The sequence below is a fragment of the Pseudoalteromonas luteoviolacea genome, from assembly GCF_018100925.1.
Taxonomy (GTDB): Bacteria; Pseudomonadota; Gammaproteobacteria; order Enterobacterales; family Alteromonadaceae; genus Pseudoalteromonas; species Pseudoalteromonas obscura.
The window spans coordinates 721,235-747,460 of record NZ_JAGJEH010000002.1; the positions used below are offsets into that span (position 1 = coordinate 721,235).

Below are 26,226 nucleotides of genomic sequence, written 5' to 3' on the forward strand. Positions count from 1 at the left end.
ATGCTTAACTATTGGCAATGTTAGTTACAAACTGACTATACAGCCTTGGCAAGTTTTCTAGTATTGCTGCTTTTCCTAACACATCGTGTGTTTCTATTGCTTTGTAAATTGCGCTCAGTGAAACCTGATCCATCATGGTTTTAGATGTTTCTATATGACTGATATGCCAAGGCTCTTCAGCGACACCACCTCTAAATTTGTCATAAGGCCTGAAAAAGCCAAATTTCTGTAAAGAGCTGTCAAGCCAACATGCGAAGTCATAAAATGGGCCGTCAAATTGATATTCCCACGGTTCCAGCTGCAGAGACTGCTCCGGCTGTAGGTAGTTGCTAGCGTAAACATCGAAGTCGCTGCCAAAGTGATGACGACTGGTTCCCGGGAGTGCTGAAAAGAGCATAATCGCTTCGACAACTTTTGCTTCGCTTAAGGCTGAAATGTCGACGGTGTCGTTATTTTGGTCGAGAACAGGACGTTGCCCACTAAACTTAGCGTTCCAAATCATACTTTGGCGATGAAAGTCTCGATAAGACGAAGCAATGGTAAAATCGAAACCAGCTGATTTAGCCGCTGCGTTTAGTGCGTCTAAACTCTCAACAACCTGCGCATGTACAAGCTGCCCTTGATAATCTACTAGGTGTGTTTGATCTAACCCGAGTGCTTGAAGCTGCGCAGTTTTCATTTAGGGTTTGCCAATAACTTTTCTAGTATCGACTCGTAAATGAGTGCAAGGTCATCGAGAGACTTGGCACACACGTGTTCATCTACTTGATGGATTGTTTTATTGATTGGACCAAGCTCAATTACTTTGCAGCCTGTTTGTGCAATAAATCGTCCATCTGAGGTTCCGCCTGTTGTCTCGGCATTGGCTGTTACGCCAGTGACTTCTTTAATTGCATCGAGCGTAACATTGAGTAACTCGCCAGGTTCAGTTAAAAACGGCAGCCCGTTAACCGTCCAGTTAAGTTCATAGTCTAGCTGGTGTGCTTTGAGTATGTCATTGACGCCATTTTGTAAGTCTTCTACGCTCAATTCTGTGCTAAATCTAAAGTTAAATTGAACCTCAACCGTACCTGGAATAACATTTCCTGCGCCAGTACCACCATGAATATTTGAAATCTGAAAGCTGGTTGCAGGGAAGTATGCGTTACCTGTATCCCAAACTTTGCTACTCAGTTCGGCCAAAGCTGGTGCAACATCATGAATTGGATTTTTTGCTAAGTGAGGGTAGGCAACATGACCTTGAATGCCTTTCACCGTTAGGTGACCCGTTAACGAACCACGCCGACCATTCTTTACAACGTCACCAAGCGTATCTCTTGAAGACGGTTCTCCAACCAAACACATATCTATTTTTTCATTACGTGCTTCGAGTAAATCAACCACTTTTGTGGTGCCATTGATAAAAGGACCTTCTTCATCAGAGGTAATTAAAAAACTAATTGAACCTGTGTGATTAGGGTACTTTGCAACAAAGCGTTCGGTAGCAACCACCATGGCTGCGAGGGAGCCTTTCATATCGGCCGCTCCTCGACCATGCAAAACCCCATTCTCAACCAGCCCTGCAAAAGGGGGATGTCGCCAGTCTTTTTCGTTACCGACTGGTACAACATCAGTGTGGCCAGCAAAACAAAAGTGCGGGCCTTCGGTTCCTCTTCGCGCCCAAGTGTTGAGCGTATCAATGAAAAAGTGCTCTTCAATGTTGAAGCCCAGTTTTTCAAGACGGCTGTTGATCAGGTTTTGGCAACCTGCATCTTCGGGGGTGACGGAAGGGCGCTGGATCAGCGCCGAAGCGAGTTCTATAACATCACTTAGAGGTTGTTGGCTCATTTAAATATCTCTTGATACTGTGCTGCTTTGAAGCCAATATGAAGTTCAGAATTACGCTGCAAAATAGGGCGCTTGATCATCGCTGGAGATTCCAGCATATACTGCTTTGCTGATGTTTCATCTAAATTCTGTTTTTGCTCTTCACTCAGCGCACGATATGTAGTGCCGCGTTTGTTTAACACAGTTTCCCAACCCAGTTGTGCAACAAAGCTGTCTAATAGCTCTGGGGTTAAGCCATCTTTGCGGTAATCGTGAAAAGCGAATTCTACGTTGTTGTCTTGGAGAAACTTTTTGGCTTTTTTGATAGTGTCACAATTTGGAATGCCGTATAAAACTATACTCATAATTTACTAGCTCTTGATAATGTTATGAGCGGATCTTTGCCCGCATTGACTTGATTCAATGGATAATAACATGGCCCCAATTTATCTGCATTTAGAATTACTAAGGTGCCAGTAATAAGCAGGTCTTGAGGTATATCGTAATAACAGAGAATGTCTCCAGACTTTATGTGTTTTTTACCAATGCTGTGTTTTAGCAGGTTTTCCATTTTCTGATATTCGCTTGGAATGTTTAGATGCAAAAGCAAATGTAATCCAGAGTCTGCTCGGATCACAAACTCCCCCCCTTGTTGGCTAACTTTTACAATGTTTCCGTTGCAAGGAGATATCATAAGTGCTTGATTCATTTTAACACACACGCCACTGCCAATCATACCTGATGAAAAAAGTGAGAGCGGATGCTGGGTTAATGGGAACACTTTACCAGTAAAAGGGCTTGCAATATGTAGTAGTGGGTTTGCTATTTGCGTAATTGGCGCATAGTTGATTGGTTTAGAAAAAATCATTAAACAAAAAGGTAACCGTCTTTTCGGAGTGCTTGAATTGCATTATTGAGCTGTTGCTCTTTAACCAGAATATAGTCTGTATCGTAAGTTGAGATAGAAAAAATAGAAACATTTGCACTGGCCAATACACCGGAAATGTTAGACATAATACCAGTAAGAGAAAAGCCCAAAGGGCCGATAATTTCAATCGCTCGCCAGTACGGCTCAGCTGCAAAACTTTCGATGTCGATGTCGGATGGGCACACAATTGATAGCTCTTCACTGGTTTTGGCAATGAAGAATATGTCTGATTTAAGCACATTAGTAGGGATGCCAGCATCGCTATCTAGGCTGTGGATCGTAAAGTCTTGTTGTAGTACTTGTAGCGTTTGTTTTGACATACTTGCGCTCTAACTGCATCGACTCATTCATAGTATAGGCAAGTAAAGTGAAAAGAAACCCTTTTATTTAGGGAGTAGACCGTTTCTACTCCCTTGATACCCTTAAGAAAGGCCTATTATGGGCGCTGGGCTGCTTGAATCGCCGTTAATGCAATTGTGTATACGATGTCATCAACTAGAGCTCCTCGGCTCAGGTCGTTGACAGGCTTTCGCATACCTTGGAGCATTGGACCTATACTGATCAAATCGGCACTTCGCTGCACAGCTTTATAGGTTGTATTACCAGTATTCAAATCAGGGAATACGAATACAGTTGCTTTGCCCGCCACTTTGCTGTTTGGCGCTTTTTTCCGAGCAACATTTTCCATAATAGCGGCATCGTATTGAAGAGGGCCGTCAATATCAAGATCAGGGCGTTTTTGCTGAGCTAACTTGGTTGCTTCACGCACTTTGTCAACATCAGCGCCTTGGCCAGAAGTACCTGTACTATAACTAATCATTGCCACTTTTGGTTCGATACCAAATGCCGCCGCAGAGTCTGCCGATTGGATCGCAATATCAGCAAGTTGCTCAGCTGTGGGGTCTGGGTTAATGGCGCAGTCACCATAAACTAGCACTTGGTCGGGTAATAGCATGAAGAATACTGAGCTGACTAACGATGAGTCAGGCGCCGTTTTGATTAGCTGCAACGGAGGACGTATGGTGTTTGCAGTTGTATTGACGGCCCCCGATACCAGACCGTCCACCTCATCTTCAGCTAACATCATTGTGCCTAAGACCACGTTGTCTTGCAGTTGCTCAGCGGCGACTACTTCTGTGAGACCTTTATTTTTGCGAAGCTCAACCATTGGCGCGATGTAATTATCAACCGCTTTTTGTGGGTCAAGTATCGTGACGTTTTCATTCAGAATTACACCTTGCTGTGCTGCAATACGCTGAATTTCGTCATGATCACCTAGTAAAACTGTTTTTGCTATTCCTCGCTCACCACAAATTGCAGCAGCTTTGATGGTGCGTGGCTCATTGCCTTCTGGTAATACAATCGTCTTGTTGGCTCGACGAGCTTGATCGGTCAACATAAACCGAAATGCTGGTGGAGATAGTTTGCGAGTACGTGCGATCCCTTGCGAAAGGCTATCAAGCCAGTCTGGATCAATATGATCGGCATTGTGCTGTTTTACTTTATCGATACGTTGCTCGTCATCTGCGGGCACTTCCATATTGAAGTTATGCAAAAGTAATGACGTGCGCCAAGTGTCCGCTTCGGTCGCAAGAATCGGTAATCCCGTGTTCATTGCTTGCTCACACAGTTCCATTATACGAGGTTCAGGCTTAAAGCCACCAGTTAGCAGTATCGCGCCAAGCTTTGTGCCGTTCATTGCTGATAAACAAGCTGCAACCAATATATCTGAACGATCGCCTGGTGTAACGAGTAAAGCGCCAGGTGTGAAGTGGTTTAGAATGTTTGACACGGTACGTGCACAAAATGTCACTCGGCGCAGTCGTCTATGCGCCATATCTCCTGCGTTAATCACTTCAGCTTGCAGATATTCACTTAAATCTCTCACTCGAGGCGCTACTAAATCAAAGTCCCAGGGGATAGCGCCAAGTAACATAAACGGATGCTTGCGGAAGATAGGCAGAGAGGCCAAACGATTCATCTCGTTTTCGAGTTGGTCAGGCTCGTGCTGATCGACCAAGTCTGCTCTCGCCCGGCCATCTTCATCAAGAGGGGCATTAACTTTGTTAAAAATACATCCTAAAACACGTGCATGGTCAATTCCGCCATAGTTGCCCGAGGCAATTTCTAAGCGATCTTCAAGCTGATCATTTGTGTCATTTCCCGGTGTTAATACAAATACGATATCTGCGCCCAAGGTTTGTGCTATCTCACGGTTTACTCGGCCCGCGTAGGGTTGTTTCCGAGTAGGTACCATACCTTCTATGATAGCTACTTCATCGTCTTGTACACTGCTTTCAAAGCGTTCAACGATTTCTTCCAGTAAATCGTCACCTTTGCCATCACCGATCATTTGCTCTGCATAGTGCAACTCAAATGGAGTGGGGGGGGCAATTGATGATCCTTGTTTGATAATTAACGTCGATTTTTCAGGGCCTACATCGGCATTACGTGGTTGAGCAATTGGTTTGAAAAAATTAACTTTAACTGCCTTTTGCTCTAGTGCGCGGACTAACCCGACAGAAACAGATGTTAAACCAACCCCTGTTGAGATTGGGATAAGCATGATCCTACGACCCATAGTTATTGCTCCCCAGCAAGCATGGCTGCATCTTGCGCGATAACAAGTTCTTCATTGGTTGGAATTACAAGGGCGGTTGGTACTGACACTCCATCGGTGATTACCCCTTCATTACCAAAGCGAGCAGCTAAGTTTCGCTCGTTGTTTAGTTTAAAGCCTAGGAAGCTAAGTTGTTCTAAAACACTTGCACGAATTACATCAGAGTTTTCGCCTATCCCTCCAGTAAACACAAGTGCATCAATGCCACCTAATGGCACCGCAAAGCTCGCGATTTGCTTTGCTAGTCTGAAACAGAAAATATCTAGCGCTAGCTGGGCTTTTTCGTGGCCTTCTGCCGCACTTTCTTCAATTGTACGGCAGTCGTTAGATAACTCACTGAGACCGAGTAAACCGCTTTCTTTATTTAATAAAGTGTCAATTTGCTTTGCCGTATAGTTTAGTTGATTCACCAAGTACGCAAATAAACCTGGGTCAATATCGCCACTACGAGTGCCCATTACAAGCCCCTCAAGAGGTGTTAAGCCCATGCTGGTGTCTACTGATTTACCATCTTTAACTGCACAGACTGAGCAGCCATTGCCAAGGTGGGCAGTAACTATTTTAGATGGTTTGTCATTTAAGCCTAATTGTTCTATGGCTTGTGCCGATACGAAGTAGTGGCTGGTGCCATGAAAGCCGTAACGTCTGATGCCGTGCTTTTCATACAATGCATAAGGTAGCGCATACAGGAACGCTGTTGGTTCCATCGTCTGGTGAAAGGCGGTGTCAAATACTGCTATTTGAGGCAGTTTTGAAAATGCAGCGCTTGCGGCTTCTATACCAAGTAAATTGGCGGGGTTGTGCAATGGCGCAAGGTTTGCTGTTTGCTTGATAGCTTCAAGGACTGTATCGGTGATTAAAGCCGACTTGGTAAAGTGCTCACCGCCATGAACGACGCGGTGCCCTACAGCAACAAGCTGCTGGTCAAGTTTGAGAGATTTTACTAATTCGACCAGTTTATTAATGGCGACTTCATGTGCGTCTCCATTAGACAAAGAGATAATGTGCTTTTGGCCATTAACTTTGTATTTGATTTGAGGTGAAGCTTCACCTAAGCGTTCCGCTAACCCGGATAAATGCTCTTTTGCAGAGCTCGAGTCTATGATTGCAAATTTGAGGCTAGAACTGCCACAATTGAGGACCAAAACATGCGACGATGACATAATGACTTTCCGTTTTGACAATAAGAGTAGTTGCGTATTAAGCTAAATGGTGAAGTTCAATCAGCATTACACTTAATACTAAGGTATAATTGACATGTATGACCGTAATTTTACCTTATTTTTTTGAGAAAAGTTAGCACCTAGGAGTTATGATGCAGAAAAGTCTTATTTCACAAGTGCAACTGGGTCGGCAATATGCCAAAGAGTGGCCAATGCGTAAGGAACTTGCTCCCTTATTTCCTGAATTTAGGGTGATAAAGGCAACCGAATTGGCGTTACAAACGATGCCTATACTTGCGTTATTCACTGTGTTTTTTCAAACCAGCCAACTAGGAATGGACTATCTACCTCAGTCAATTGCAATCGCTTTATTCTTTTTAACATTACCTGTGCAAGGTTTGTTGTGGTTAGGTAAGCGATGTGATACTTCATTGAATCCCGCGTTATCTTCATGGTACAGAGATTTGTATCAAAAAATGGTCGCAAATGGTTATCAGGGAAATATCTGCACCCGAAAACCAACTTACAGAGAGTTAGCGAAACTACTCAGTGATATGTTTGAAAAAATGGATAAAGCATTTACTAAAGAAAACTTGTAGTTTTGATTGCGCACACCTGAAAAGGTGTGCGTAGACAACACACAAGTGCCAAAATGCCTTTCACTACATAGTGACAACATATTTACAGAAAAACACTTCTTCTTGAGCTGAAAGAGGCTCTTCTTGTTGAGGTTTTTAATCAGTAATAAGGTAGCGCACTTCAACTTTAAACACTTAATTACTTTGCTTGTTGAAACCGGTTAGGGTATTCATTGGTTTCAATTCCATTACGTCCATGGCTAGCTAGTGATTCCGCTTACATTGTGATTTATTCGCCCCTTTCGGATATCCGAAGTAGTTTAATGTCGACAGAAAACGGCCCTGCTCGTTGGAGCTATAAGTGAGTCCATAGGTATTAGATAGGGTTTTGGTGTGCAGAAAACATCTAATCCCGGGAGGAATGATTGGACCGCTATTTAGCACAAAACGATCCAACCTCCAACATCAAGACGATTGCTTTTTATACTGCGTAATCAAAAAAGAAAACGTAATTTGGTGTGTGGTATTTTGTGCTAATTCTTCAAAGTGAGAAGCTTTAAACTTCCATGCAAATGGTGTCATCTTTATCAAGTTTTCCACGACATCTATTGCTACACTTTGGCGTTCTTCCACCAATGTTTGTTCAATCACTTCAAATCCCTCGGGGCAGGGAGGCGCATCGTGTAAACGCACATCATCATATATCTTTTGCTTTAGCTCGTAGAGGTGTTTAGGCCCAGGCCCTACGACAACTAGCGTACCGTCTGGTTGTAATAATCTTTTTGACTCGTGTGAAAAAACTGGGGCGAAGATACTCAAAACGATGTCTGTTTGTGCCTCTTTGAAAGGGGCATCTTTGCTCGATGCGACGCTGAAGTGCGGTTTTCTATAGCGCTTAGCTGCAAATTTTACTGCTGGTTTACTGATATCTAACCCGTACACAGAGGTTGAGTCAGGAAGTGCAGCTGCCACAGCTTGGGTGTAGAAGCCTTCTCCACATCCTAAGTCAACAACCATTTTTGGTGACTTTTTAGCGATCAACTCGGCAAGTGATTGTTGCAAAAAGGTATAGTGGTTTGTAGCGAAGAATGCTCGCCTTGCCTGCACCATATCTAAATTATCACCTGGGTTTTTAGAGCGTTTAAATTGCACTGGAAGAAGGTTTACATAGCCTTCTTTTGCAAAGTCGAATTGATGACGATTTTTGCAGCTCAGTGTGTTGTTTGTTTGATTTAATTGCTCTGAGCAAATGGGGCAGCGATAATCTAATGTCATCTATCTAAGTATTCCTGATCGTAAAAAGTTCTGACCCAATGGGGCCGATAGGTGATCATCAATGTGATCGCCATACCATTTAACATGGCCTCTGGAAACCACATGATCACCGAGTAAAACAAATAATTATATTGAAGTGTTTGCCAATCATACTGGCCTAAAGACCAATAGTAGAAGCTTGTCAGCACTATTTTACTCGCTGCAACAAGGCCTGCGCAAATGAAAGCACAAACAAAAATATAAATAAAAAAATGTCTAGGTAGGTAGTGGTAGCAAATAGCAAACAATGCATAACTTATATAAACAGGAATAATCCCCGTTAGAAGCCAAAAGGAGAAAAACTCAATTGAGCTTTCTGCAAATGCGTAATGGAGCAGTGAAGCGAGCAAAGTACTGAGTAAAGAAAGCCGCCACCCCAACACTAAGGTAACAGCTGTAATCGCTAAAATATGGATATCTAAAAACGGTAAAATTCCAGCCTTTACCTGCCATAAAATAGCCATAACAAGTGCACAACATAAAACGCCTGTTTGTCTCTGCGGAGTTTTGAGCAACGCGAGAAATTGCGCTTTATCAAAACTGACTGCAAATGCGAGCAGACAAATTAGCGTTGTTGCCATCAACTGTTACCTATATTTACTGGGTTAACTACCTTATGTGCTTAAACGTCAAAAGTGGCCCAAATTGGAGCGTGATCTGACGGCTTTTCAATACCTCTAAGCTCATAGTCTATGTCGCTTTCGATACAAGATGACATCAGACTTTTAGTTGCGAGTACCACATCTATACGTAAACCACGGTTATCATTAAAACCTTTAGAGCGATAGTCAAACCACGAATATTTATCTTGGGCGTCAGGTGTAAGCTCTCGGAAGGTATCTTTTAAACCCCAATCCATAAGCGTTTTTAACCATTCGCGCTCTTCAGGTTGAAACGAACACTTGCCAGTTTTCAACCAACGTTTCATATTGGGCTCGCCAATGCCAATATCATCGTCCGTCGGGGAGATATTGATGTCACCCATAACAATAAGGTTAGCGTCTGGAGATTCATTCGTATTGAGGTGGGTCATTAAATCTTTATAAAATTGGCGTTTGTACGGGAATTTTGTTTCATGACTTATATTATCCCCCTGAGGGAAGTAGCCATTCATCACAGTCACTTCCTGACCATTATCGCTTTCAAATACACCAGTGATCATACGTTTTTGTGCATCTTCTGTATCAGTCGCAAATCCTTTTTGAATAGATTTGGCTGGCTTTTTCGACATAAGCGCAACACCGTAATGGGCCTTCTGGCCATGAAAGTAGACGTGATAGCCCATTGCTTCGATGTCATCGACGGGAAATGCTTCATCGTGCACCTTGATTTCCTGTAAGCCGATTACATCTGGCTGGTGTTTGTCTATTAATGCTTGTAATTGGTGAAGTCTAGCTCTGAGGCCATTGATATTGAAGGAGATTATTTTCATAAATAGGATTCGTCAATAAATAAAATCGAGTGTATCACTTTTGCTGCCCAGATAGGTGAAAAGTTTACTGTTTCACGTCTATAGATTGTTAAATTTTGCGATCTATTTAAAGAGTTAAAGCGAGACGATTATGAATATGTTAATTGATCATTAAATACTCAGAAAAGTTTAATTTTATCATTTACAGGTTGAAATCTGGTTATATAATGCGCAGCAATTCGTTCATTTGAGGTAAATTATGTTTAAGTCTTTCACTGTTGCAGCTCTTATTTCTCTAACGTCAACGACAGTTTTTGCATCTGAAGCACACAGCTTCAAAGCTGATGACGCATCAACAATTTCTAGAGTGTGTGAAGTAGCGGCAAATCAGGGTCTAAGCGCAGCTCGTAAAGAAGGTGCACGACATGGTGTATTTATTTCTCGCTTTTCTGAAACCGTAAGATGTAATGGTGAAGATATTCGTACATTTGCTAAAACTCAAAGTGAAGTTCAAACAGAAAAACAAACTAGCAAATCAAAATTAGTTGCAAAAAATTCTTCAGTCGCAACTGAATTATGTATGAAGGCGGCTAAAGAGGGTATAGAAAGTTTAAAAGTATACCGTGGCCAAGCTAGAAGCCTTAAATGTAATGATCTACCAGTTAAGCAGTTTGTTCAGCAAATAAACAAAACTGCACTGTAAGTATAAAGATAAAATACTTAGATTAAGCCCAGCAAACTTGCTGGGCTTTTTGTTTTCCATACCTAAACTCCACTCTAAACTCTCGATTTTACCTAGTCGATTCGTTTACATTTTGTAAATTAAACCTCTCTTAAATGTGTTTTTATTGTTTTTTCTATGTGTTATAAAGGTTAAAAAGATGTTTTTAATACACTACGGAGAATAAAGATAATGAGAAAGGGGATTACGCTAATTGCATCTGCAGTCGGTATTGCATTACTTGGGGGGGCAAGCCCAAGTTTTGCAAACGACAATGAAGTAGAACGTATTGAGATCACGGGATCACATATTAAACGTTCTGATTTAGAAGGGCCTTCACCAATCCAAACAATCTCGGCAGGAGATTTGGCTGCAACGGGCTCGACAGATTTAATAGGGGCTTTACAAAAATTACCAGTGGCTGGTGCTGGTACGTTTAGTACACAGGGCAACTCCAGTGATGACACCGCAAATGGCGGCTCAAGTGTTGCATTAAGAGGTTTAGGTGCGTCTTCAACGTTGGTTTTGATCAATGGTCGAAGAGTAGCGGTTAGCCCTTTTGCGAAAGATATTGAAACGTCTTTCGTTGATTTAAACACAATACCCGTTTCATCAGTAAAACGCATTGACGTACTAAAAGATGGAGCGTCAGCAACCTATGGTTCAGATGCTGTTGCAGGTGTTATCAATATTATTTTACGTGACGATATTGATGGTTTTGAAATTGCCGGCAAAATATCTGATACAGCTGATGGTGGAGCAGAAGAAGAAAATTTCACGTTACTATGGGGCAGCTCGACTGATAAGGGACATCACAACTTTTCACTAGATTATTTTAAGCGTGGTGATGTTTTTTATGCTGATAGAGATTATGCGTCTACGGCAGATCAAAGATTTCGTGGTGGTAATAATGCACTGAGTTCATCTGGTATCCCTGGAAGCATCGAAGTTGTACGAAGCCAACTCACAGATGCACAATGGGAAGCACTTCCAGTCACACGAGTCGAAGATGATGGAACGAAAGTAAGACAGACTATTTTTGCCGATGTGTGGGGCAATGATAAATGCCCGGAAAACATGATAATCGGTGATATTTGTCGTTATGATTATGCGCCTCATATGACACTTATTCCGTCTACCGAACGGATCAGCTTTAACTACAATGGCGTTCAAGAGATCATGGACGGTGTGGAAGGATTTGCTGAGTTTTCAGCGCAACATACTTCCACGTTTATTCAAGGTGCAGCAAGTCCAAGTTTTACAGAATTGAATATGGCCGGGGACAACCCGAATCACCCATTGGCAGATCAGCCTGATCACTTCTTGCACGGCGTAGGTATTTCTATGCGACGACGTACAGTAGATATCGGTAACCGTAAAAAGGATGTAGATTCAGAGTATTACCGCGCTGTAATGGGAATGCGTGGTGAGTTTAAAGAGTGGGAGTGGGAGTTTGCTTACTCAGCCATCCGTTCAAGTGCGGTTGAAAAAGGCTTTGATGGTTTTCCTAATAAGCTAAGAGCACAGGCTGAAATAGACAACGGTAACTGGAACCCATTTGAGCCAAGCCAAAATTCTCAAGCCACTTTAGATAGAATTGAAACAACCACAATGCGTTACGGTGCATCAACAATGCAGTCATTTGACGCGACAGTCTCTGGTGAGCTTTTCGAACTCGGTGATGGCTATGTGGCCGCAGCATTTGGTTTAGAGCATCGTTATGAAAAAATCGAGGATAATCCTGACAGTCAGTACTTGAATGGTGAAATATTTGGTACTGAAGCAACGCAAGCAAATGGGGATAGAGACAATACCGCTTTATTTGCCGAATTTATCGTACCAGCCACTGAAAATTTAGAACTACAATTGGCACTTCGTTATGAAGATTACAGTGATTTTGGTAACACAACAGATCCAAAAGTTGCTTTCCGTTGGACACCAATAGAAGAAATTGTTGTGCGTGGTTCTTGGGGCACCGCATTTAGAGCACCATCACTGGTACAGCTCCACTTAGGTAGAACTGATGAATCACCAAGTGTGATTGACCGAGAGCGCTGTAAAATTACCAAGGATCCTTTGGATTGTGAGCCGTTTGAATACACGGCTGAAGTGGCCGGTAATAAAAACCTACAGCCAGAAGAGTCTACAAACTATAACTTAGGTATCGTTTGGCAGGCTACAGATGACTTTAGTGTGGGTGTTGATTACTGGAATTACGATCAGGATAACTTAATTAAGAAAATAGGTGCTCAAGATATTGTCGACTGTTGTGGTGATGACCCTAAATTAGTTGTGCGTGAAGCGAGTACTGGTGGTACGCCTGGGCGTATTCGACTGATCAACGATACTTTTGTCAATATTGGTGGCAGAAAGACAGATGGTATCGATGTTGATTTAGAATATCGACTTCCGACAAAAGACATGGGTGAATTTAAGTTTGGATATAACGTAACTTATGTTTTGAACTTTGACGAAGAGCTTATTCGAACGGATGAAAATGGCAATTCGGTTTCGGTTATCGAAGATGAAAATGGTGAATACCAACATCCAGATCTGCGTTGGAATGCACGTGTTGATTGGGCACTTGATGATTGGGTAGCAAACTTCAGTGTTAATTACATCAACTCTTACAATGATCTGGCGGATAGCGATGGAAATAAGTTTGAGATAGATTCTTGGACAACAATAGATACCAGTGTTACTTATATTGGTTATGAGCAGTTAACTGTGACTGTCGGTGCAGCTAACCTGACGAATGAAGAAGCACCATTTGCACCTTCTGAGTCCATGGGTGTTGACAATAAAACGCATAGTATATTGGGCCGTCAGGCTTACTTGAAGTTCGCTTATAAGTTTTAAATAGAACTAAATCTCTCAAACGCCCGGTAAAACTGTCAGTTTTATCGGGCGTTTTGTGTTTTGATGCTATGCATCTGTATTGAATGAGTTCAGAGTTAAAATCTTATCGTGATTTTTCTTCAACAATTCTCACATCAAACCTATGCTTACTCCTAAGACATTAAGAGATAAATATTATGCATTCAAGCAGGTTTATAGTGACGGGCGTAGTGCAAGGAGTCGGATTTAGGTATCACACAAAGATAAAAGCTTCCGCATTAGGGCTAGTTGGTTACGCAAAGAATTTACCGGATAGAAGTGTTGAAGTGATAGCGACTGGGCACATTGAAAAAATTTCAGAGCTAGCATCTTGGCTGGAAAAAGGGCCGACAATGGCAAAGGTTGATTCAGTGAAGAGAGAAGATATTGACGTGGAAATGTCAGAAAACTTCGAAATATTTTAAATATTATTTATTTTTTTTGGATGCGATGGGGTGCTTTCTTTGTACATTATTCTATACGTTTTTAGGTGGAGGGTAAAAATAATACAGTTTTCAAATAAAAAAAGAGGCTGTTTAGCCTCTTTTTTTCAATAATCATGAACGATTAACGCTCACCTTGGCCTTTATAATCGCGCGCTGTGTAGCCAGTGTATAGCTGACGAGGGCGACCAATTTTGTGACCAGCTTGAGAAAGCATTTCATTCCAGTGAGAGATCCAACCAACAGTACGAGACATTGCAAAGATCACTGTGAACATGCTTGTAGGGATACCAATCGCTTTAAGAATGATACCTGAGTAGAAGTCTACGTTCGGGTATAGTTTCTTCTCAATGAAGTACGGGTCTTCAAGCGCAATTTGCTCAAGTTTCATTGCAACGTCTAGCAGTGGATCTTGAATATTTAGCTCTTTAAGTACTTCATGACAAGTTTGACGCATTACTGTAGCACGTGGGTCAAAGTTCTTGTAAACACGGTGACCAAAGCCCATTAGGCGGAACGGGTCGTTCTTGTCTTTTGCTTTTGCTACGTACTCGTCGATACGATCAACAGAGCCAATTTCTTCAAGCATTGTTAGACATGCTTCGTTTGCACCACCGTGCGCTGGGCCCCATAGTGAAGCAATACCAGCAGCAATACATGCGTATGGGTTTGCACCTGAAGAGCCTGCAAGACGTACAGTTGACGTAGATGCATTTTGCTCATGGTCAGCGTGAAGCATGAAAATACGATCCATTGCTTTAGCTAATACAGGGCTAACTTTGTATTCTTCAGCTGGTACAGAGAACATCATATGTAGGAAGTTTTCTGCATAGCTAAGGTCGTTACGAGGGTAAACAAACGGCTGGCCTACATTGTACTTGTATGCCATAGCTGCAATAGTTGGAAGTTTTGCAACTAACTTAGTTGCACAACGCATACGCTGCTCTGAGTCTGAAATATCCAAATCATCGTGATAGAAAGATGAAAGCGCACCCACTACACCGCATAGCATTGCCATAGGGTGAGAATCAACACGGAAGCCTTGGAAGAATGCTGCAATCTTCTCGTGCATCATAGTGTTACGAGTGATCTCGTCAGAGAAAGTACTTAGCTGCTCTGCGTTTGGTAGTTCACCGTTTAATAGTAAATAGCAAAGCTCAATGTAGTTTGAGTTTTCTGCAAGTTGTTCGATCGGGTAGCCGCGGTGAAGAAGTACACCTTTTGCACCATCAATGTAAGTAATAGATGATTCACAAGAGCCAGTCGACATGAAACCAGGGTCGTATGTGAAGAAGCCGTGGGCACCTAACGTACGAACGTCGATAACGTCTTGGCCTGCTGTGCCAGAGTGGATCGGTAGTTCGATTGGATCGTGCCCATCAATATGGACTGTGGCTTTCTTATCTGCCATCTATCTTATCTCCTATGAAATAACAACATTCTGATTGTTATGTTGTGATACTAATGTTAAGCAAATTCAGATCATTGTAACTTATAAATGGGGTGAAAAGTCAATTTTTCTAAGAATTATGCAAAAATGTATAATAAGTATTCTAACCAGATTAAATATTATACCATTGGCTAATTCGCAAGCGTACGAAACTAAACAAGAATTGTAAAAACACGCATAGCCTTATATACTGTCAACGGTTTTATACCGTGTCGTCTGTGGGTAAACCTATTTTTACATCGAAGTTTTACAGGCAAGTGATCTTTTAAGTGTTTAAACAGGTTTATCTAGAGTGTGCCATTTGTGCATGTCGTGCAAGTGGGTTGATAAAAACAAGTAGATGAAGCTCTTATCGAGCAAAGATGGGCAAGTAACTGTGAAAAAGCAAAGACCTGTAAATCTAGATCTTACGACTATATCTATGCCAGCAACGGCAAAGGCGTCGATCTTACATCGTGTCACTGGTGTCGCGTTGTTCTTCGCGTTGACTTTTGTCATTTGGGCGTGGTCTGAATCTCTCTCTTCTCCTGAAGGTTTTGAATTTGTGAAAGGGCTAATGACTGGCTTTATTGCGAAATTCATTGCGTGGGGCACCTTGGCTGTATTGTCTTACCACATCATTGGCGGTATCCGTCACATGATCCAAGACATGGGCCACTGGGAAGAGTTAGAGTCGGGCAATGCAAGTGCTAAAATTGCAATCGCCATTTGGGTAATCGTTGCGATTCTTGGTGGAGTGTGGATATGGTCTTAAATCAAGCAACTCTGAAACGTGATGGTGTACAAGATTATGTATCACTTCGCGCAACAGCATTAATTATTGCAGCATATGCTGTATTTATCGTGGGCTACTTAGCGTTAACTCCTGAATTAACGTATGAAGCGTGGACTGGGTTATTTGACAACCTAGCCATGAAAGCTGCAACTATGATTACACTCGTTTGTATTATGGTTCATACTCGTATTGGTCTTTGGCAGGTTTTAACTGACTACGTCAACTGTGCAACAATGCGTTCAGTTTTAGGCTTTGTATTAAATCTAATGGCACTTGCATATGTTGCTGTTGGTTTGTTTGTTCTGTGGGGTGTTTAAGTGAAATATAATGTCCGTGAATTTGATGCTGTAGTTGTCGGAGCCGGCGGTGCGGGTATGCGTGCTGCACTTGCTATTTCTGAGTCAGGCAAGACATGTGCTCTTATCTCTAAAGTATTCCCAACTCGTTCTCACACAGTTTCTGCGCAAGGTGGTATTACAGTAGCACTTGGTAATTCTCATGAAGATAACTGGGAATGGCACATGTACGATACTGTCAAAGGTTCTGATTACATCGGTGACCAAGACGCTATCGAGTACATGACTAAAACGGGTCCAGAAGCTATTACTGAATTAGAAAACATGGGTCTACCATTTTCACGTTTTGAAAATGGCCGTGTTTATCAGCGTCCTTTCGGTGGTCAGTCTAAAAACTTTGGTGGTGAACAGGCTGCGCGTACAGCGGCAGCTGCTGACCGTACTGGTCACGCGTTACTTCACTGTCTATACCAGCAAAATGTTAAAAACAAGACAAACGTATTCTCTGAGTGGTATGCATTAGACCTTGTTAAAAATGACAAGGGTGATGTAGTTGGTGTTACTGCGATCGAAATCGAAACTGGTGAAGTAGTTTACTTCAAGTCTAAAGCTGTTGTATTAGCGACAGGCGGTGCAGGTCGTATTTACGCGTCAACAACCAATGCACACATCAATACTGGTGACGGTGTTGGTATGGCGGTTCGTGCAGGCATCGGCATGCAAGACATGGAGATGTGGCAGTTCCACCCAACAGGTATTGCAGGCGCAGGTACGCTTGTAACTGAAGGTTGTCGTGGTGAAGGTGGTTACCTTCTAAATAAAGACGGCGAGCGTTTCATGGAACGTTATGCGCCTAACGCAAAAGACCTTGCTGGTCGTGACGTTGTAGCACGTGCAATGATGACTGAGATCCGTGAAGGTCGTGGTTGTGACGGCCCGTGGGGTACTCACATTAAGCTTAAGCTTGACCACTTAGGTGAAGAAATGCTTAACCTACGTCTTCCAGGTGTTTGTGATCTGTCTAAGACATTTGCTCACGTAGATCCTGCTGAAGAGCCAATTCCGGTAATCCCTACATGTCACTACATGATGGGTGGTGTACCTACTAACGTAAATGGTCAGGTGCTAGACGTAGATAGCAATGGAAATGAGCGTATTGTAGAAGGTCTATTTGCAGTAGGTGAAATCGCTTGTGTATCTGTACACGGCGCGAACCGTTTGGGTGGTAACTCACTGCTTGACTTAGTTGTATTTGGCCGTGCTGCGGGTAACTTCTTAGGCACTTACTTGAAAGACTTTGAGTCAACTGGTGAAGCTTCTAAAGACGATGTTGATGAAGCGTTTGCTCGCTACAATCGTTGGGAATCATCAGAAGTTGGCAAAGGCGAAGACCCAGTTCAAATCAAGAAAGATTTGCAAGAGTGTATGCAGCTTAACTTCTCGGTATTCCGTGAAGGTGATGCAATGGCTGACGGTCTTAAAGAACTTAAAGAGATCCGTGACCGTCTTCAGTATGCACGCCTTGACGACAAGTCAACTGAGTTCAACACACAGCGTATCGAGTGCTTAGAACTTGATAACCTTATGGAAACAGCGTATTCGACAGCCGTTGCTGCAAACTTCCGTACAGAAAGCCGTGGTGCTCACTCTAGATTTGACTTCCCAGAGCGTGATGATGAGAACTGGCTATGCCACTCAATGTATCACCCACAAAGTGAGTCAATGACAAAGCGTGATGTTAACTTTGCGCCGACTACGCGTGAAGCATTCCCACCTAAAGCTCGTACGTACTAGGAGTTAAACGATGGCAACAGCAACTTTAGAATTATCTGTTTATCGTTACAACCCAGATGTTGATACTGCACCTCGTATGCAGGAATACAAACTTGAGGTTGAAGAAGGCCGTGACATGATGGTGCTTGATGCACTACTTATGTTGAAAGAGCAAGACTCAACACTTTCTTTCCGTCGTTCATGTCGTGAAGGTGTATGTGGTTCTGATGGCGTAAACATGAATGGTAAAAATGGCCTTGCATGTATTACACCACTGTCAGCTCTACAAAAGAACGGCAAAGGTAAAATTATCATTCGTCCATTACCTGGTCTTCCAGTAATTCGTGACTTGGTAATTGACATGAGTCAGTTCTACACTCAATACGAAAAAGTAAAACCTTACTTGATCAATGATAAGCCAACAGGCGGTGAAGAGCGTCTTCAAAGTCTTGAAGATCGTGAAAAGCTTGATGGTTTATATGAGTGTATTTTATGTGCATGTTGTTCAACTTCATGCCCATCATTCTGGTGGAACCCAGATAAATTTATCGGTCCTGCTGGACTTCTTCATGCGTACCGTTTCTTGGCTGATAGCCGCGACACGGCAACTGAAGAGCGTTTGGCTGGTCTTGATGACGCGTTCAGCGTATTCCGTTGTCACAGTATCATGAACTGTGTTAGCGTTTGTCCGAAAGGTTTGAATCCAACCAAAGCAATTGGACATATTAAATCTATGCTATTAAACCGTTCGGTTTAAAGCTTAGTATTATCTTAAGATGGCATGCATGACATGCCATCTTGTTTTCGTTTAAGTTTAAGTTTCTGCGCTAGAGAAAAGGGCTAATAAATGCACGAAGGTGTGATGAAAGCATGGCTGGAATCTTCTCACTTATACGGCGGCAACGTTGCATATGTAGAAGATTTATATGAGGCGTATCTAGATGATGCGGCTTCAGTGCCAGAAGAATGGCGAGAAGTGTTTGATCAACTACCTAAAGTAGAAGGTGTTGATGTTGATATTAAACATTCCGATGTAAGAGCACAATTTGCTGAGCTTGCTAAGAACAAACACAGAGAAGTAGTAGTTTCTGCAGAAGGTGCGGCAGATGCAAAACAAGTGCGTGTGTTGCAGCTTATTAATGCATTTAGATTTAGGGGCCACCAAAACGCCAATCTAGACCCATTGGGTCTATGGCAACGTGACCGAGTGAGAGAACTCGAGTTGGCTTACCACGATTTAGATGATGTGGATCTCGATAAAGAATTCAATATTGGCTCTTTTGCTTGTGGCAAAGAGACAATGAAGTTAAAAGATTTATACGCTGCACTTAAGTCCACATATTGTGGTTCTGTAGGCGCAGAGTACATGCACATCACATCAACCGAAGAAAAGCGCTGGTTACAACAACGCTTAGAAGCCGGTTTCTCAAAGCCCCAGTTCAGCAAAGAAAACAAACTACGCTTATTGCAAGGCTTAATCGCAGCTGATGGTCTTGAAAAGTATCTTGGTGCTAAATTCCCAGGTGCAAAGCGCTTCTCACTGGAAGGTGGTGACGCACTAGTGCCAATGCTTAAAGAGCTTGTACATAGAGCAGGTGAAAGCGGCCAAGAAGAAGTTGTAATTGGTATGGCGCACCGTGGTCGTCTAAACGTACTAGTTAACGTTTTAGGTAAGAATCCACAGGAATTATTTGACGAATTCGCTGGTAAATACGGTGAGTCGGCGGGTTCTGGTGATGTTAAATACCACATGGGTTTCTCTTCTGATTTCTCAACTCAGGGTGGCGATGTTCATATGGCATTGGCTTTTAACCCGTCTCACTTAGAAATCGTAAACCCAGTGGTCATGGGCTCAGTAAGAGCACGTCTAGACCGTTTAAACTGTGCAAGTGGCTCTAAAGCATTGCCAATTACCATTCATGGTGACTCAGCAATCGCTGGACAAGGTGTTGTACAAGAGACCTTTAACTTATCTAAGACTCGCGCTTATGGTGTAGGTGGTACAGTACGTATCGTTGTAAACAACCAAGTTGGTTTTACAACATCTAAGGCAGAAGATACACGCTCAACAGAGTACTGTACTGATATTGCTAAGATGGTTCAGGCTCCAATCTTCCACGTTAACTCTGATGATCCTGAAGCGGTTGCATTCGTAACACAAGTTGCGCTTGACTTCCGTAACAAGTTTAAGCGTGATGTTGTTATTGATTTAGTGTGTTACCGTCGTCACGGTCACAACGAAGCTGATGAGCCAAATGCTACTCAGCCTCTAATGTATCAAAAGATCAAAAAGCACCCAGTACCTCGTCAATTATATTCTGACAAGTTAGTAGCTGAAGGTGTACTTTCTGCACAAGAAGCTAAGCAACTAGCTGACGACTACCGCAACGGTTTAGACAATGGCGAGTGTGTAGTTGCTGAAATTCAGCCTGAAACTAAGCATTCTTCAGAATGGTCTAAATACGTAGGTCACGATTGGGATACACCATACGAGACTGAAGTATCTGTAGACAAGCTCAAAGAGCTTGGTGAAAAGGTTGCTAGCTATCCTGAAGAGCACAAAGCGCAGTCTCGTGTTAAGAAAATCTATGATGATCGTAAAGCGATGGCTACAGGTGACAAACCACTTGATTGGGGTATGGCTGAAACACTGGCATACGCGACAATGGTTGACCAAGGCACTGATATTCGTTTAACAGGTCAAGATTCTGGCCGTGGTACTTTCTTCCACCGTCACGCTGTTGTTCACAACCAAATTGACGCATCTACTTATTTACCGTTGCAAAACATCAGCCCAGAGCAGGGTACTTTTGAGGTTTATGACTCAGTACTTTCTGAAGAAGCTGTACTTGCATTCGAATATGGTTATGCGACAGCAGAGCCTACTTCATTGGTTCTTTGGGAAGCTCAGTTCGGTGACTTCGCAAACGGTGCTCAGGTTGTATTTGACCAGTTTTTAAGTTCTGGTGAGCAAAAGTGGGGCCGTCTATGTGGCTTGACTCTGTTGCTACCTCATGGTTATGAAGGTCAAGGTCCTGAACACAGTTCAGCACGTCTTGAGCGTTACTTGCAACTTTGTGCAGACCACAACATGCAAGTGTGTGTTCCGACTACGCCTGCACAGGTTTATTCAATGTTACGTCGTCAATCAGTTCGTCCGTTACGTCGTCCATTGATTGTTATGACGCCGAAGTCATTGTTACGTCATCCTTTAGCAGTTTCAAGTTTGGAAGAGCTTTCTGACGGCGTATTCCATAATATGATCGATGAAATTGATGATATTAAGCCTGAGAATGTTGAGCGCGTTGTATTCTGTAGCGGTAAAGTTTACTACGAACTACTTCAAGAGCGTCGCAAGCTTGAGCTAAACAATGTTGCTATCGTACGTGTTGAGCAGTTATATCCGTTCCCTCACAAAGAGATGGATGAGATTATGGCTCGCTACCAGCATGTTAAAGATTTCGTATGGTGTCAGGAAGAGCCACAGAACCAAGGCGCTTGGTACTGCTCTCAACACCATTTCTGGGAAGCAATCCCTACTGGTGCAAACCTAACTTATGCTGGTCGTAAGGCTTCAGCAGCACCTGCTTGTGGTTATATGTCTACCCATACTAAAGAACAAAACGCGTTGATTGCTGACGCATTAACAATTAAAAAATAAGGAATAAGAGATGACAACCGAAATTAAGGTGCCTGTTCTTCCTGAGTCAGTTGCAGACGCAACCGTCGCAACTTGGCATGTAAGCGTTGGTGATACGGTTAGCCGTGACCAAAACCTAGTTGACATCGAAACTGACAAAGTCGTTTTAGAAGTTGTTGCACCTGAAGACGGTGTAATTGTTGCTATTTCTGAAGAAGAAGGCGCAACTGTATTAGGCGAGCAAGTAATTGCACAAATCGGTGCTGCGGGCGCAGCACCTGCTCAATCAAATGAACAACCAGCAGCGCCAGCAGCGGCGCCAGCAGCAGAAGGTAAAGAAGTGGACATTAAAGTACCAGTACTTCCAGAGTCAGTAGCAGACGCTACAATCGCAACTTGGCACGTACAACCAGGTGAGGCTGTAAGCCGTGACCAAAACCTAGTTGACATCGAGACTGACAAAGTTGTTTTAGAAGTTGTTGCACCTGAAGATGGTGTAATGGGTGAACACTTGCACGCTGAAGGCGACACAGTTCTTGGCGAGCAGGTTATTGGTAAGCTTTCAGCGGGTGGTGCACCAGCAGCTCCAGCTCAAGCAGACGCAGCTCCTGCGGCTTCTGATGAAAACGCTGACGTACTTACTCCATCAGTTCGTCGCCTAATTGCAGAAAAAGGTCTTGATGCTTCTCAAATCAAAGGCTCTGGTAAAGGTGGTCGTATCACTAAAGAAGACGTAGATGCCTTCTTGAAAGCTCCTGCAGCAAAACCTGCTGCAGCTCCTGCTAAAGCAGCGGCAGCTCCAGCGGCACCAGTAGGTGATCGTACTCAAAAACGTGTTCCTATGACTCGTTTACGTAAGACAATTGCTAACCGTCTTCTTGAAGCAAAGAACTCTACTGCAATGTTAACTACGTTCAACGAAGTAAACATGAAACCAATCATGGATCTTCGTAAGCAGTATAAAGATGTATTTGAAGAGCGTCACGGCATCCGTCTTGGCTTCATGTCTTTCTACGTGAAAGCGGTAACTGAAGCACTTAAGCGCTTCCCTGAAGTAAATGCATCAATCGATGGCGATGACATCGTATACCACAACTACTTCGACATCAGCATCGCTGTTTCTACACCTCGTGGTCTAGTTACACCAGTACTTCGTGACTGTGATAAGCTATCTGTTGCTGAAATCGAAAAGGGTATTCGTGAGCTAGCACTTAAAGGCCGCGACGGTAAGTTAACTGTTGATGACATGACTGGTGGTAACTTCACTATCACTAACGGTGGTGTATTCGGTTCATTACTTTCTACGCCTATCATCAACCTACCTCAGTCTTCGATTCTTGGTATGCACAAAATCCAAGAGCGCCCGATGGCTGTAAACGGTAAAGTAGAAATTCTACCAATGATGTACCTAGCGCTTTCTTATGACCACCGTCAAATCGATGGTAAAGAATCAGTTGGTTTCTTAGTAACAATCAAAGAATTACTAGAAGATCCAACTCGTCTACTTCTAGACGTTTAAGCGAAAGATTAAATCTTAAGCTGTATGTGTGCAATTAAGCAACATACAGCTTTTTTTTTGCGCCTTTGGTCTAACTGGGGTTTTCTTACTACGCCTTGGGATCTATACTATGGGCGCAATTTGGGATAGCTGATTATTTGCATAAATATTCAGCATTTTTAGTATAAAAAATTGGATAAAGCATCATGAATTTGCATGAGTATCAGGCAAAACAACTTTTTGCCGAATATGGTTTACCTGTATCTGAGGGTTACGCTTGTGACACTCCTCAGGAAGCAGTTGAAGCTGCTGGTAAGATTGGTGGCGACAAGTGGGTCGTTAAATGTCAAGTACACGCGGGTGGCCGTGGTAAAGCTGGCGGTGTTAAGCTAGCTGATAGCAAAGACGAGATCCGCGCATTTGCTGAAAACTGGTTAGGTAAAAACCTAGTGACTTACCAGACTGACGAAAAAGGTCAGCCTGTTGCTAAGATCCTTGTTGAAAGCTGCACTGATATTGCAAATGAGCTATACCTTGGTGCTGTTGTTGACCGTGCTTCACGTAAAATCGTGTTCATGGCTTCAACTGAAGGTGGTGTAGAAATCGAGCAAGTTGCTGAAGAAACACCAGAACTTATTCACAAAGCTGAAATCGATCCACTAGTAGGCCCTCAGGCATACCAAGGTCGTGAGCTTGGCTTCAAGCTTGGTCTTAACCCAGCTCAGATCAAACAGTTCACTAAGATCTTCCTAGGTCTAGCGAACATGTTCATCGATCATGACTTCGCACTTCTAGAGATCAACCCTCTAGTAATCACTGACGAAAACAACCTACACTGCCTAGACGGTAAGATTGGTGTTGATGGCAACGCGCTATTCCGTCAGCCTAAGATCCGTGAATTCCACGATCCTTCACAAGAAGATGCACGTGAAGCTCACGCTGCAAGCTTCGAACTTAACTACGTTGCTCTAGACGGTAACGTTGGTTGTATGGTTAACGGAGCAGGCCTAGCGATGGGTACAATGGACATCGTAAACCTACACGGTGGCAAGCCAGCTAACTTCCTAGACGTTGGTGGCGGCGCGACTAAAGAGCGTGTATCTGAAGCATTCAAGATCATCCTTTCAGATGACAATGTGAAAGCAGTACTTGTAAACATCTTCGGTGGTATCGTTCGTTGTGACATGATCGCTGAAGGTATCATTGGTGCAGTTAAAGAAGTTGGTGTAAGCGTACCAGTAGTTGTACGTCTTGAAGGTACTAACGCTGAAGCTGGCCGTGAAGTACTAGCTAACTCTGGTCTTGACATCATCGCTGCTGAATCACTAACAGATGCTGCAGAGAAAGTAGTTGCTGCTGCGGAGGGCAAATAATGTCTGTACTAATTAATAAAGATACTAAAGTAATCTGTCAGGGTTTCACTGGTGGTCAGGGTACTTTCCACTCTGAGCAAGCTATCCAGTACGGTACGCAAATGGTTGGTGGTGTATCACCAGGTAAAGGCGGCCAAACTCACCTAGGTCTTCCAGTATTCAACACTGTACGTGAAGCTGTAGAAGCTACTGGTGCAACTGCAACAGTAATCTACGTTCCAGCAGCATTCTGTAAAGACGCTATCTTAGAAGCTATCGACGGTGGCATTAAGCTAATCGTTTGTATCACTGAAGGCATCCCTACACTTGATATGGTTGATGTTAAAGTGAAGCTAGAAGAAACTGGCGTTCGCATGATCGGTCCTAACTGCCCAGGTGTTATCACTCCGGGTGAGTGTAAAATTGGTATCATGCCTGGTCACATCCACTTACCAGGTAAAGTAGGTATCGTATCTCGTTCAGGTACTCTTACTTACGAAGCAGTTAAGCAAACTACTGATGCTGGTTTCGGTCAGTCTACTTGTGTTGGTATCGGTGGTGATCCAATCCCAGGTACTAACTTCATCGACGTACTAGAAATGTTCCAGAACGATCCTAAGACTGAAGCAATCGTAATGATTGGTGAGATCGGTGGTACAGCAGAAGAAGAAGCTGCAGAGTACATCAAACACAACGTGACTAAGCCAGTTGTTTCATACATCGCTGGTGTTACTGCTCCTCCGGGCAAGCGTATGGGTCACGCAGGTGCAATCATCTCAGGTGGTAAAGGTACTGCTGATGAGAAGTTCGCAGCTCTAGAAGAAGCAGGCGTTAAGACTGTTCGTTCTCTAGCTGAGATCGGTTCTGCACTTAAAGAAAAAGCTGGTTGGTAATTACATTACCACTCAGGTAAAAGGCTCCTTAGGGAGCCTTTTTTGTATAATATGACCCGTCCTAAATAGCACGATGTGATCCTGAGCTCACTTCGCTCGCTGTCATCCTGAACTTGATTCAGGATCTATGTTTTTAAAGTGAACTTAGCAATGAAGGTGATGACATCATCAACTGTCAAAATTACCCATTTCACCTTGCGTAAAGCAAATGAACTCACGTCGCACGATGTCATCCTAAACTTGATTCAGGATCTATGTTTTTAAAGTGAGCTCAGCAATGGAGGTGATGACCTATCAACTGTCAAAACTCCCCATTTCACCTTGCGTAAAGAAAATGAACTCGCTTCGTTCGCTGCCATCCTGAAATCATTTCGCACGATGTCATCCTGAACTTGATTCAGGATCTATGTTTTTAAAATGAACTCAGCAATGGAGGTGATGACCTCATCAACTGTCAAGACTACCCATTTCACCTTGCGCAAAGCAAATGAACTCGCTTCGTTCGCCGCCATCCTGAAATCATTTCGCACGATGTCATCCTGAACTTGATTCAGGATCTATGTTTTTAAAGTGAACTTAGCAATGATGGTGATGACCTCATCAACTGTTAAGACTACCCATTTCACCTTGCGCAAAGCAAATGAACTCGCTTCGTTCGCCGCCATCCTGAAATCACTTCGCACGATGT

The 26,226-nt window shown here is 43.0% G+C and carries 23 protein-coding genes; 12 read left to right on the forward strand and 11 right to left on the reverse strand.

Going from position 1 to position 26,226, the window contains the following annotated elements:
* Positions 1–4: 4 nt before the first annotated feature.
* From J8M00_RS06065 to J8M00_RS06095, 7 genes are all read right to left on the reverse strand, one after another.
* The gene (locus tag J8M00_RS06065) at positions 5–679 is read right to left on the reverse strand and encodes a M15 family metallopeptidase (protein ID WP_211009434.1); all 675 of its coding nucleotides are present in this window, start codon (positions 677–679) and stop codon (positions 5–7) included.
* Positions 676–1,827: a succinyl-diaminopimelate desuccinylase gene (dapE, locus tag J8M00_RS06070; protein WP_211009435.1), complete on the reverse strand. Its 1,152-nt coding sequence runs from the start codon at positions 1,825–1,827 to the stop codon at positions 676–678. Before dapE ends, J8M00_RS06065 begins: the two co-directional genes overlap by 4 nt.
* Positions 1,824–2,171: an ArsC family reductase gene (locus J8M00_RS06075; protein ID WP_211009436.1), complete on the reverse strand. Its 348-nt coding sequence runs from the start codon at positions 2,169–2,171 to the stop codon at positions 1,824–1,826. The genes dapE and J8M00_RS06075 overlap by 4 nt, the downstream gene beginning before the upstream one ends.
* The gene (locus J8M00_RS06080) at positions 2,168–2,674 is read right to left on the reverse strand and encodes a PTS glucose transporter subunit IIA (RefSeq protein WP_211009437.1); all 507 of its coding nucleotides are present in this window, start codon (positions 2,672–2,674) and stop codon (positions 2,168–2,170) included. The genes J8M00_RS06075 and J8M00_RS06080 overlap by 4 nt, the downstream gene beginning before the upstream one ends.
* The gene (locus J8M00_RS06085) at positions 2,674–3,054 is read right to left on the reverse strand and encodes an ACT domain-containing protein (protein ID WP_023399310.1); all 381 of its coding nucleotides are present in this window, start codon (positions 3,052–3,054) and stop codon (positions 2,674–2,676) included. The genes J8M00_RS06080 and J8M00_RS06085 overlap by 1 nt, the downstream gene beginning before the upstream one ends.
* 116 nt (positions 3,055–3,170) lie before the next feature.
* Entirely contained in the window at positions 3,171–5,315 is a 2,145-nt protein-coding gene (gene pta / locus J8M00_RS06090; protein ID WP_211009438.1) for a phosphate acetyltransferase, read from the reverse strand.
* Positions 5,316–5,317: 2 nt separating this feature from the next.
* Positions 5,318–6,517, reverse strand: a complete 1,200-nt coding sequence (locus J8M00_RS06095; protein ID WP_211009439.1) for an acetate kinase — start codon at positions 6,515–6,517, stop codon at positions 5,318–5,320.
* A gap of 152 nt (positions 6,518–6,669) precedes the next feature.
* Between J8M00_RS06095 and yfbV the strand changes: the two genes are divergently transcribed.
* Positions 6,670–7,116: a terminus macrodomain insulation protein YfbV gene (gene yfbV / locus J8M00_RS06100; protein ID WP_023399313.1), complete on the forward strand. Its 447-nt coding sequence runs from the start codon at positions 6,670–6,672 to the stop codon at positions 7,114–7,116.
* A gap of 444 nt (positions 7,117–7,560) precedes the next feature.
* Here yfbV and rlmA read toward each other — a convergent pair whose 3' ends face one another.
* The 3 genes from rlmA to xthA are packed head-to-tail and all read right to left on the reverse strand — an operon-like array spanning position 7,561 to position 9,841.
* Positions 7,561–8,370, reverse strand: a complete 810-nt coding sequence (gene rlmA, locus J8M00_RS06105; protein WP_211009440.1) for a 23S rRNA (guanine(745)-N(1))-methyltransferase — start codon at positions 8,368–8,370, stop codon at positions 7,561–7,563.
* Positions 8,367–8,990, reverse strand: coding sequence for a hypothetical protein (locus J8M00_RS06110; protein ID WP_211009441.1), 624 nt, complete (start codon positions 8,988–8,990; stop codon positions 8,367–8,369). Before J8M00_RS06110 ends, rlmA begins: the two co-directional genes overlap by 4 nt.
* 41 nt (positions 8,991–9,031) lie before the next feature.
* A complete protein-coding gene (gene xthA, locus J8M00_RS06115; RefSeq protein ID WP_211009442.1) occupies positions 9,032–9,841 on the reverse strand; it encodes an exodeoxyribonuclease III in 810 nt (269 codons plus the stop codon).
* 238 nt (positions 9,842–10,079) lie between these two features.
* Between xthA and J8M00_RS06120 the strand changes: the two genes are divergently transcribed.
* The 3 genes from J8M00_RS06120 to yccX all read left to right on the forward strand — a co-directional run bounded on the left by J8M00_RS06120 (position 10,080) and on the right by yccX (position 13,843).
* Entirely contained in the window at positions 10,080–10,523 is a 444-nt protein-coding gene (locus tag J8M00_RS06120; protein WP_211009443.1) for an exonuclease III, read from the forward strand.
* Between the two features lie 210 nt (positions 10,524–10,733).
* Positions 10,734–13,400: a TonB-dependent receptor plug domain-containing protein gene (locus J8M00_RS06125; RefSeq protein WP_211009444.1), complete on the forward strand. Its 2,667-nt coding sequence runs from the start codon at positions 10,734–10,736 to the stop codon at positions 13,398–13,400.
* Positions 13,401–13,576: 176 nt separating this feature from the next.
* Entirely contained in the window at positions 13,577–13,843 is a 267-nt protein-coding gene (yccX, locus tag J8M00_RS06130; protein WP_211009445.1) for an acylphosphatase, read from the forward strand.
* Positions 13,844–13,985: 142 nt separating this feature from the next.
* Here the strand turns inward: yccX and J8M00_RS06135 are convergent, their stop codons facing one another.
* A complete protein-coding gene (locus J8M00_RS06135) occupies positions 13,986–15,272 on the reverse strand; it encodes a citrate synthase (protein ID WP_211009446.1) in 1,287 nt (428 codons plus the stop codon).
* Positions 15,273–15,687: 415 nt separating this feature from the next.
* Here J8M00_RS06135 and sdhC point away from each other — a divergent pair, with 415 nt between their 5' ends.
* From sdhC to sucD, 8 genes are all read left to right on the forward strand, one after another.
* Positions 15,688–16,065, forward strand: coding sequence for a succinate dehydrogenase, cytochrome b556 subunit (gene sdhC / locus J8M00_RS06140; protein WP_155250762.1), 378 nt, complete (start codon positions 15,688–15,690; stop codon positions 16,063–16,065).
* Complete coding sequence (gene sdhD / locus J8M00_RS06145) at positions 16,056–16,403, forward strand: succinate dehydrogenase, hydrophobic membrane anchor protein (RefSeq protein WP_211009447.1); 348 nt, start codon at positions 16,056–16,058, stop codon at positions 16,401–16,403. The genes sdhC and sdhD overlap by 10 nt, the downstream gene beginning before the upstream one ends.
* A complete protein-coding gene (gene sdhA / locus J8M00_RS06150; protein ID WP_023399323.1) occupies positions 16,404–18,176 on the forward strand; it encodes a succinate dehydrogenase flavoprotein subunit in 1,773 nt (590 codons plus the stop codon).
* 10 nt (positions 18,177–18,186) lie between these two features.
* Entirely contained in the window at positions 18,187–18,912 is a 726-nt protein-coding gene (locus J8M00_RS06155; RefSeq protein WP_023399324.1) for a succinate dehydrogenase iron-sulfur subunit, read from the forward strand.
* A gap of 90 nt (positions 18,913–19,002) precedes the next feature.
* Complete coding sequence (sucA, locus tag J8M00_RS06160; protein WP_211009448.1) at positions 19,003–21,816, forward strand: 2-oxoglutarate dehydrogenase E1 component; 2,814 nt, start codon at positions 19,003–19,005, stop codon at positions 21,814–21,816.
* Positions 21,817–21,826: 10 nt separating this feature from the next.
* Positions 21,827–23,314: a 2-oxoglutarate dehydrogenase complex dihydrolipoyllysine-residue succinyltransferase gene (gene odhB / locus J8M00_RS06165; RefSeq protein ID WP_211009449.1), complete on the forward strand. Its 1,488-nt coding sequence runs from the start codon at positions 21,827–21,829 to the stop codon at positions 23,312–23,314.
* Between the two features lie 185 nt (positions 23,315–23,499).
* A complete protein-coding gene (gene sucC, locus J8M00_RS06170) occupies positions 23,500–24,666 on the forward strand; it encodes an ADP-forming succinate--CoA ligase subunit beta (protein WP_023399327.1) in 1,167 nt (388 codons plus the stop codon).
* Entirely contained in the window at positions 24,666–25,538 is an 873-nt protein-coding gene (gene sucD, locus J8M00_RS06175; protein WP_023399328.1) for a succinate--CoA ligase subunit alpha, read from the forward strand. Before sucC ends, sucD begins: the two co-directional genes overlap by 1 nt.
* The last annotated feature ends 688 nt before the right edge of the window (positions 25,539–26,226 follow it).

Coding starts and splice junctions, on each gene's coding strand:
- J8M00_RS06065 (WP_211009434.1), bottom strand. CDS start 679: ATGAAAACTGCGCAGCTTCAAGCACTCGGGTTAGATCAAACACACCTA.
- dapE (WP_211009435.1), bottom strand. CDS start 1,827: ATGAGCCAACAACCTCTAAGTGATGTTATAGAACTCGCTTCGGCGCTG.
- J8M00_RS06075 (WP_211009436.1), bottom strand. CDS start 2,171: ATGAGTATAGTTTTATACGGCATTCCAAATTGTGACACTATCAAAAAA.
- J8M00_RS06080 (WP_211009437.1), bottom strand. CDS start 2,674: ATGATTTTTTCTAAACCAATCAACTATGCGCCAATTACGCAAATAGCA.
- J8M00_RS06085 (WP_023399310.1), bottom strand. CDS start 3,054: ATGTCAAAACAAACGCTACAAGTACTACAACAAGACTTTACGATCCAC.
- pta (WP_211009438.1), bottom strand. CDS start 5,315: ATGGGTCGTAGGATCATGCTTATCCCAATCTCAACAGGGGTTGGTTTA.
- J8M00_RS06095 (WP_211009439.1), bottom strand. CDS start 6,517: ATGTCATCGTCGCATGTTTTGGTCCTCAATTGTGGCAGTTCTAGCCTC.
- yfbV (WP_023399313.1), top strand. CDS start 6,670: ATGCAGAAAAGTCTTATTTCACAAGTGCAACTGGGTCGGCAATATGCC.
- rlmA (WP_211009440.1), bottom strand. CDS start 8,370: ATGACATTAGATTATCGCTGCCCCATTTGCTCAGAGCAATTAAATCAA.
- J8M00_RS06110 (WP_211009441.1), bottom strand. CDS start 8,990: ATGGCAACAACGCTAATTTGTCTGCTCGCATTTGCAGTCAGTTTTGAT.
- xthA (WP_211009442.1), bottom strand. CDS start 9,841: ATGAAAATAATCTCCTTCAATATCAATGGCCTCAGAGCTAGACTTCAC.
- J8M00_RS06120 (WP_211009443.1), top strand. CDS start 10,080: ATGTTTAAGTCTTTCACTGTTGCAGCTCTTATTTCTCTAACGTCAACG.
- J8M00_RS06125 (WP_211009444.1), top strand. CDS start 10,734: ATGAGAAAGGGGATTACGCTAATTGCATCTGCAGTCGGTATTGCATTA.
- yccX (WP_211009445.1), top strand. CDS start 13,577: ATGCATTCAAGCAGGTTTATAGTGACGGGCGTAGTGCAAGGAGTCGGA.
- J8M00_RS06135 (WP_211009446.1), bottom strand. CDS start 15,272: ATGGCAGATAAGAAAGCCACAGTCCATATTGATGGGCACGATCCAATC.
- sdhD (WP_211009447.1), top strand. CDS start 16,056: ATGGTCTTAAATCAAGCAACTCTGAAACGTGATGGTGTACAAGATTAT.
- J8M00_RS06155 (WP_023399324.1), top strand. CDS start 18,187: ATGGCAACAGCAACTTTAGAATTATCTGTTTATCGTTACAACCCAGAT.
- sucA (WP_211009448.1), top strand. CDS start 19,003: ATGCACGAAGGTGTGATGAAAGCATGGCTGGAATCTTCTCACTTATAC.
- odhB (WP_211009449.1), top strand. CDS start 21,827: ATGACAACCGAAATTAAGGTGCCTGTTCTTCCTGAGTCAGTTGCAGAC.
- sucC (WP_023399327.1), top strand. CDS start 23,500: ATGAATTTGCATGAGTATCAGGCAAAACAACTTTTTGCCGAATATGGT.
- sucD (WP_023399328.1), top strand. CDS start 24,666: ATGTCTGTACTAATTAATAAAGATACTAAAGTAATCTGTCAGGGTTTC.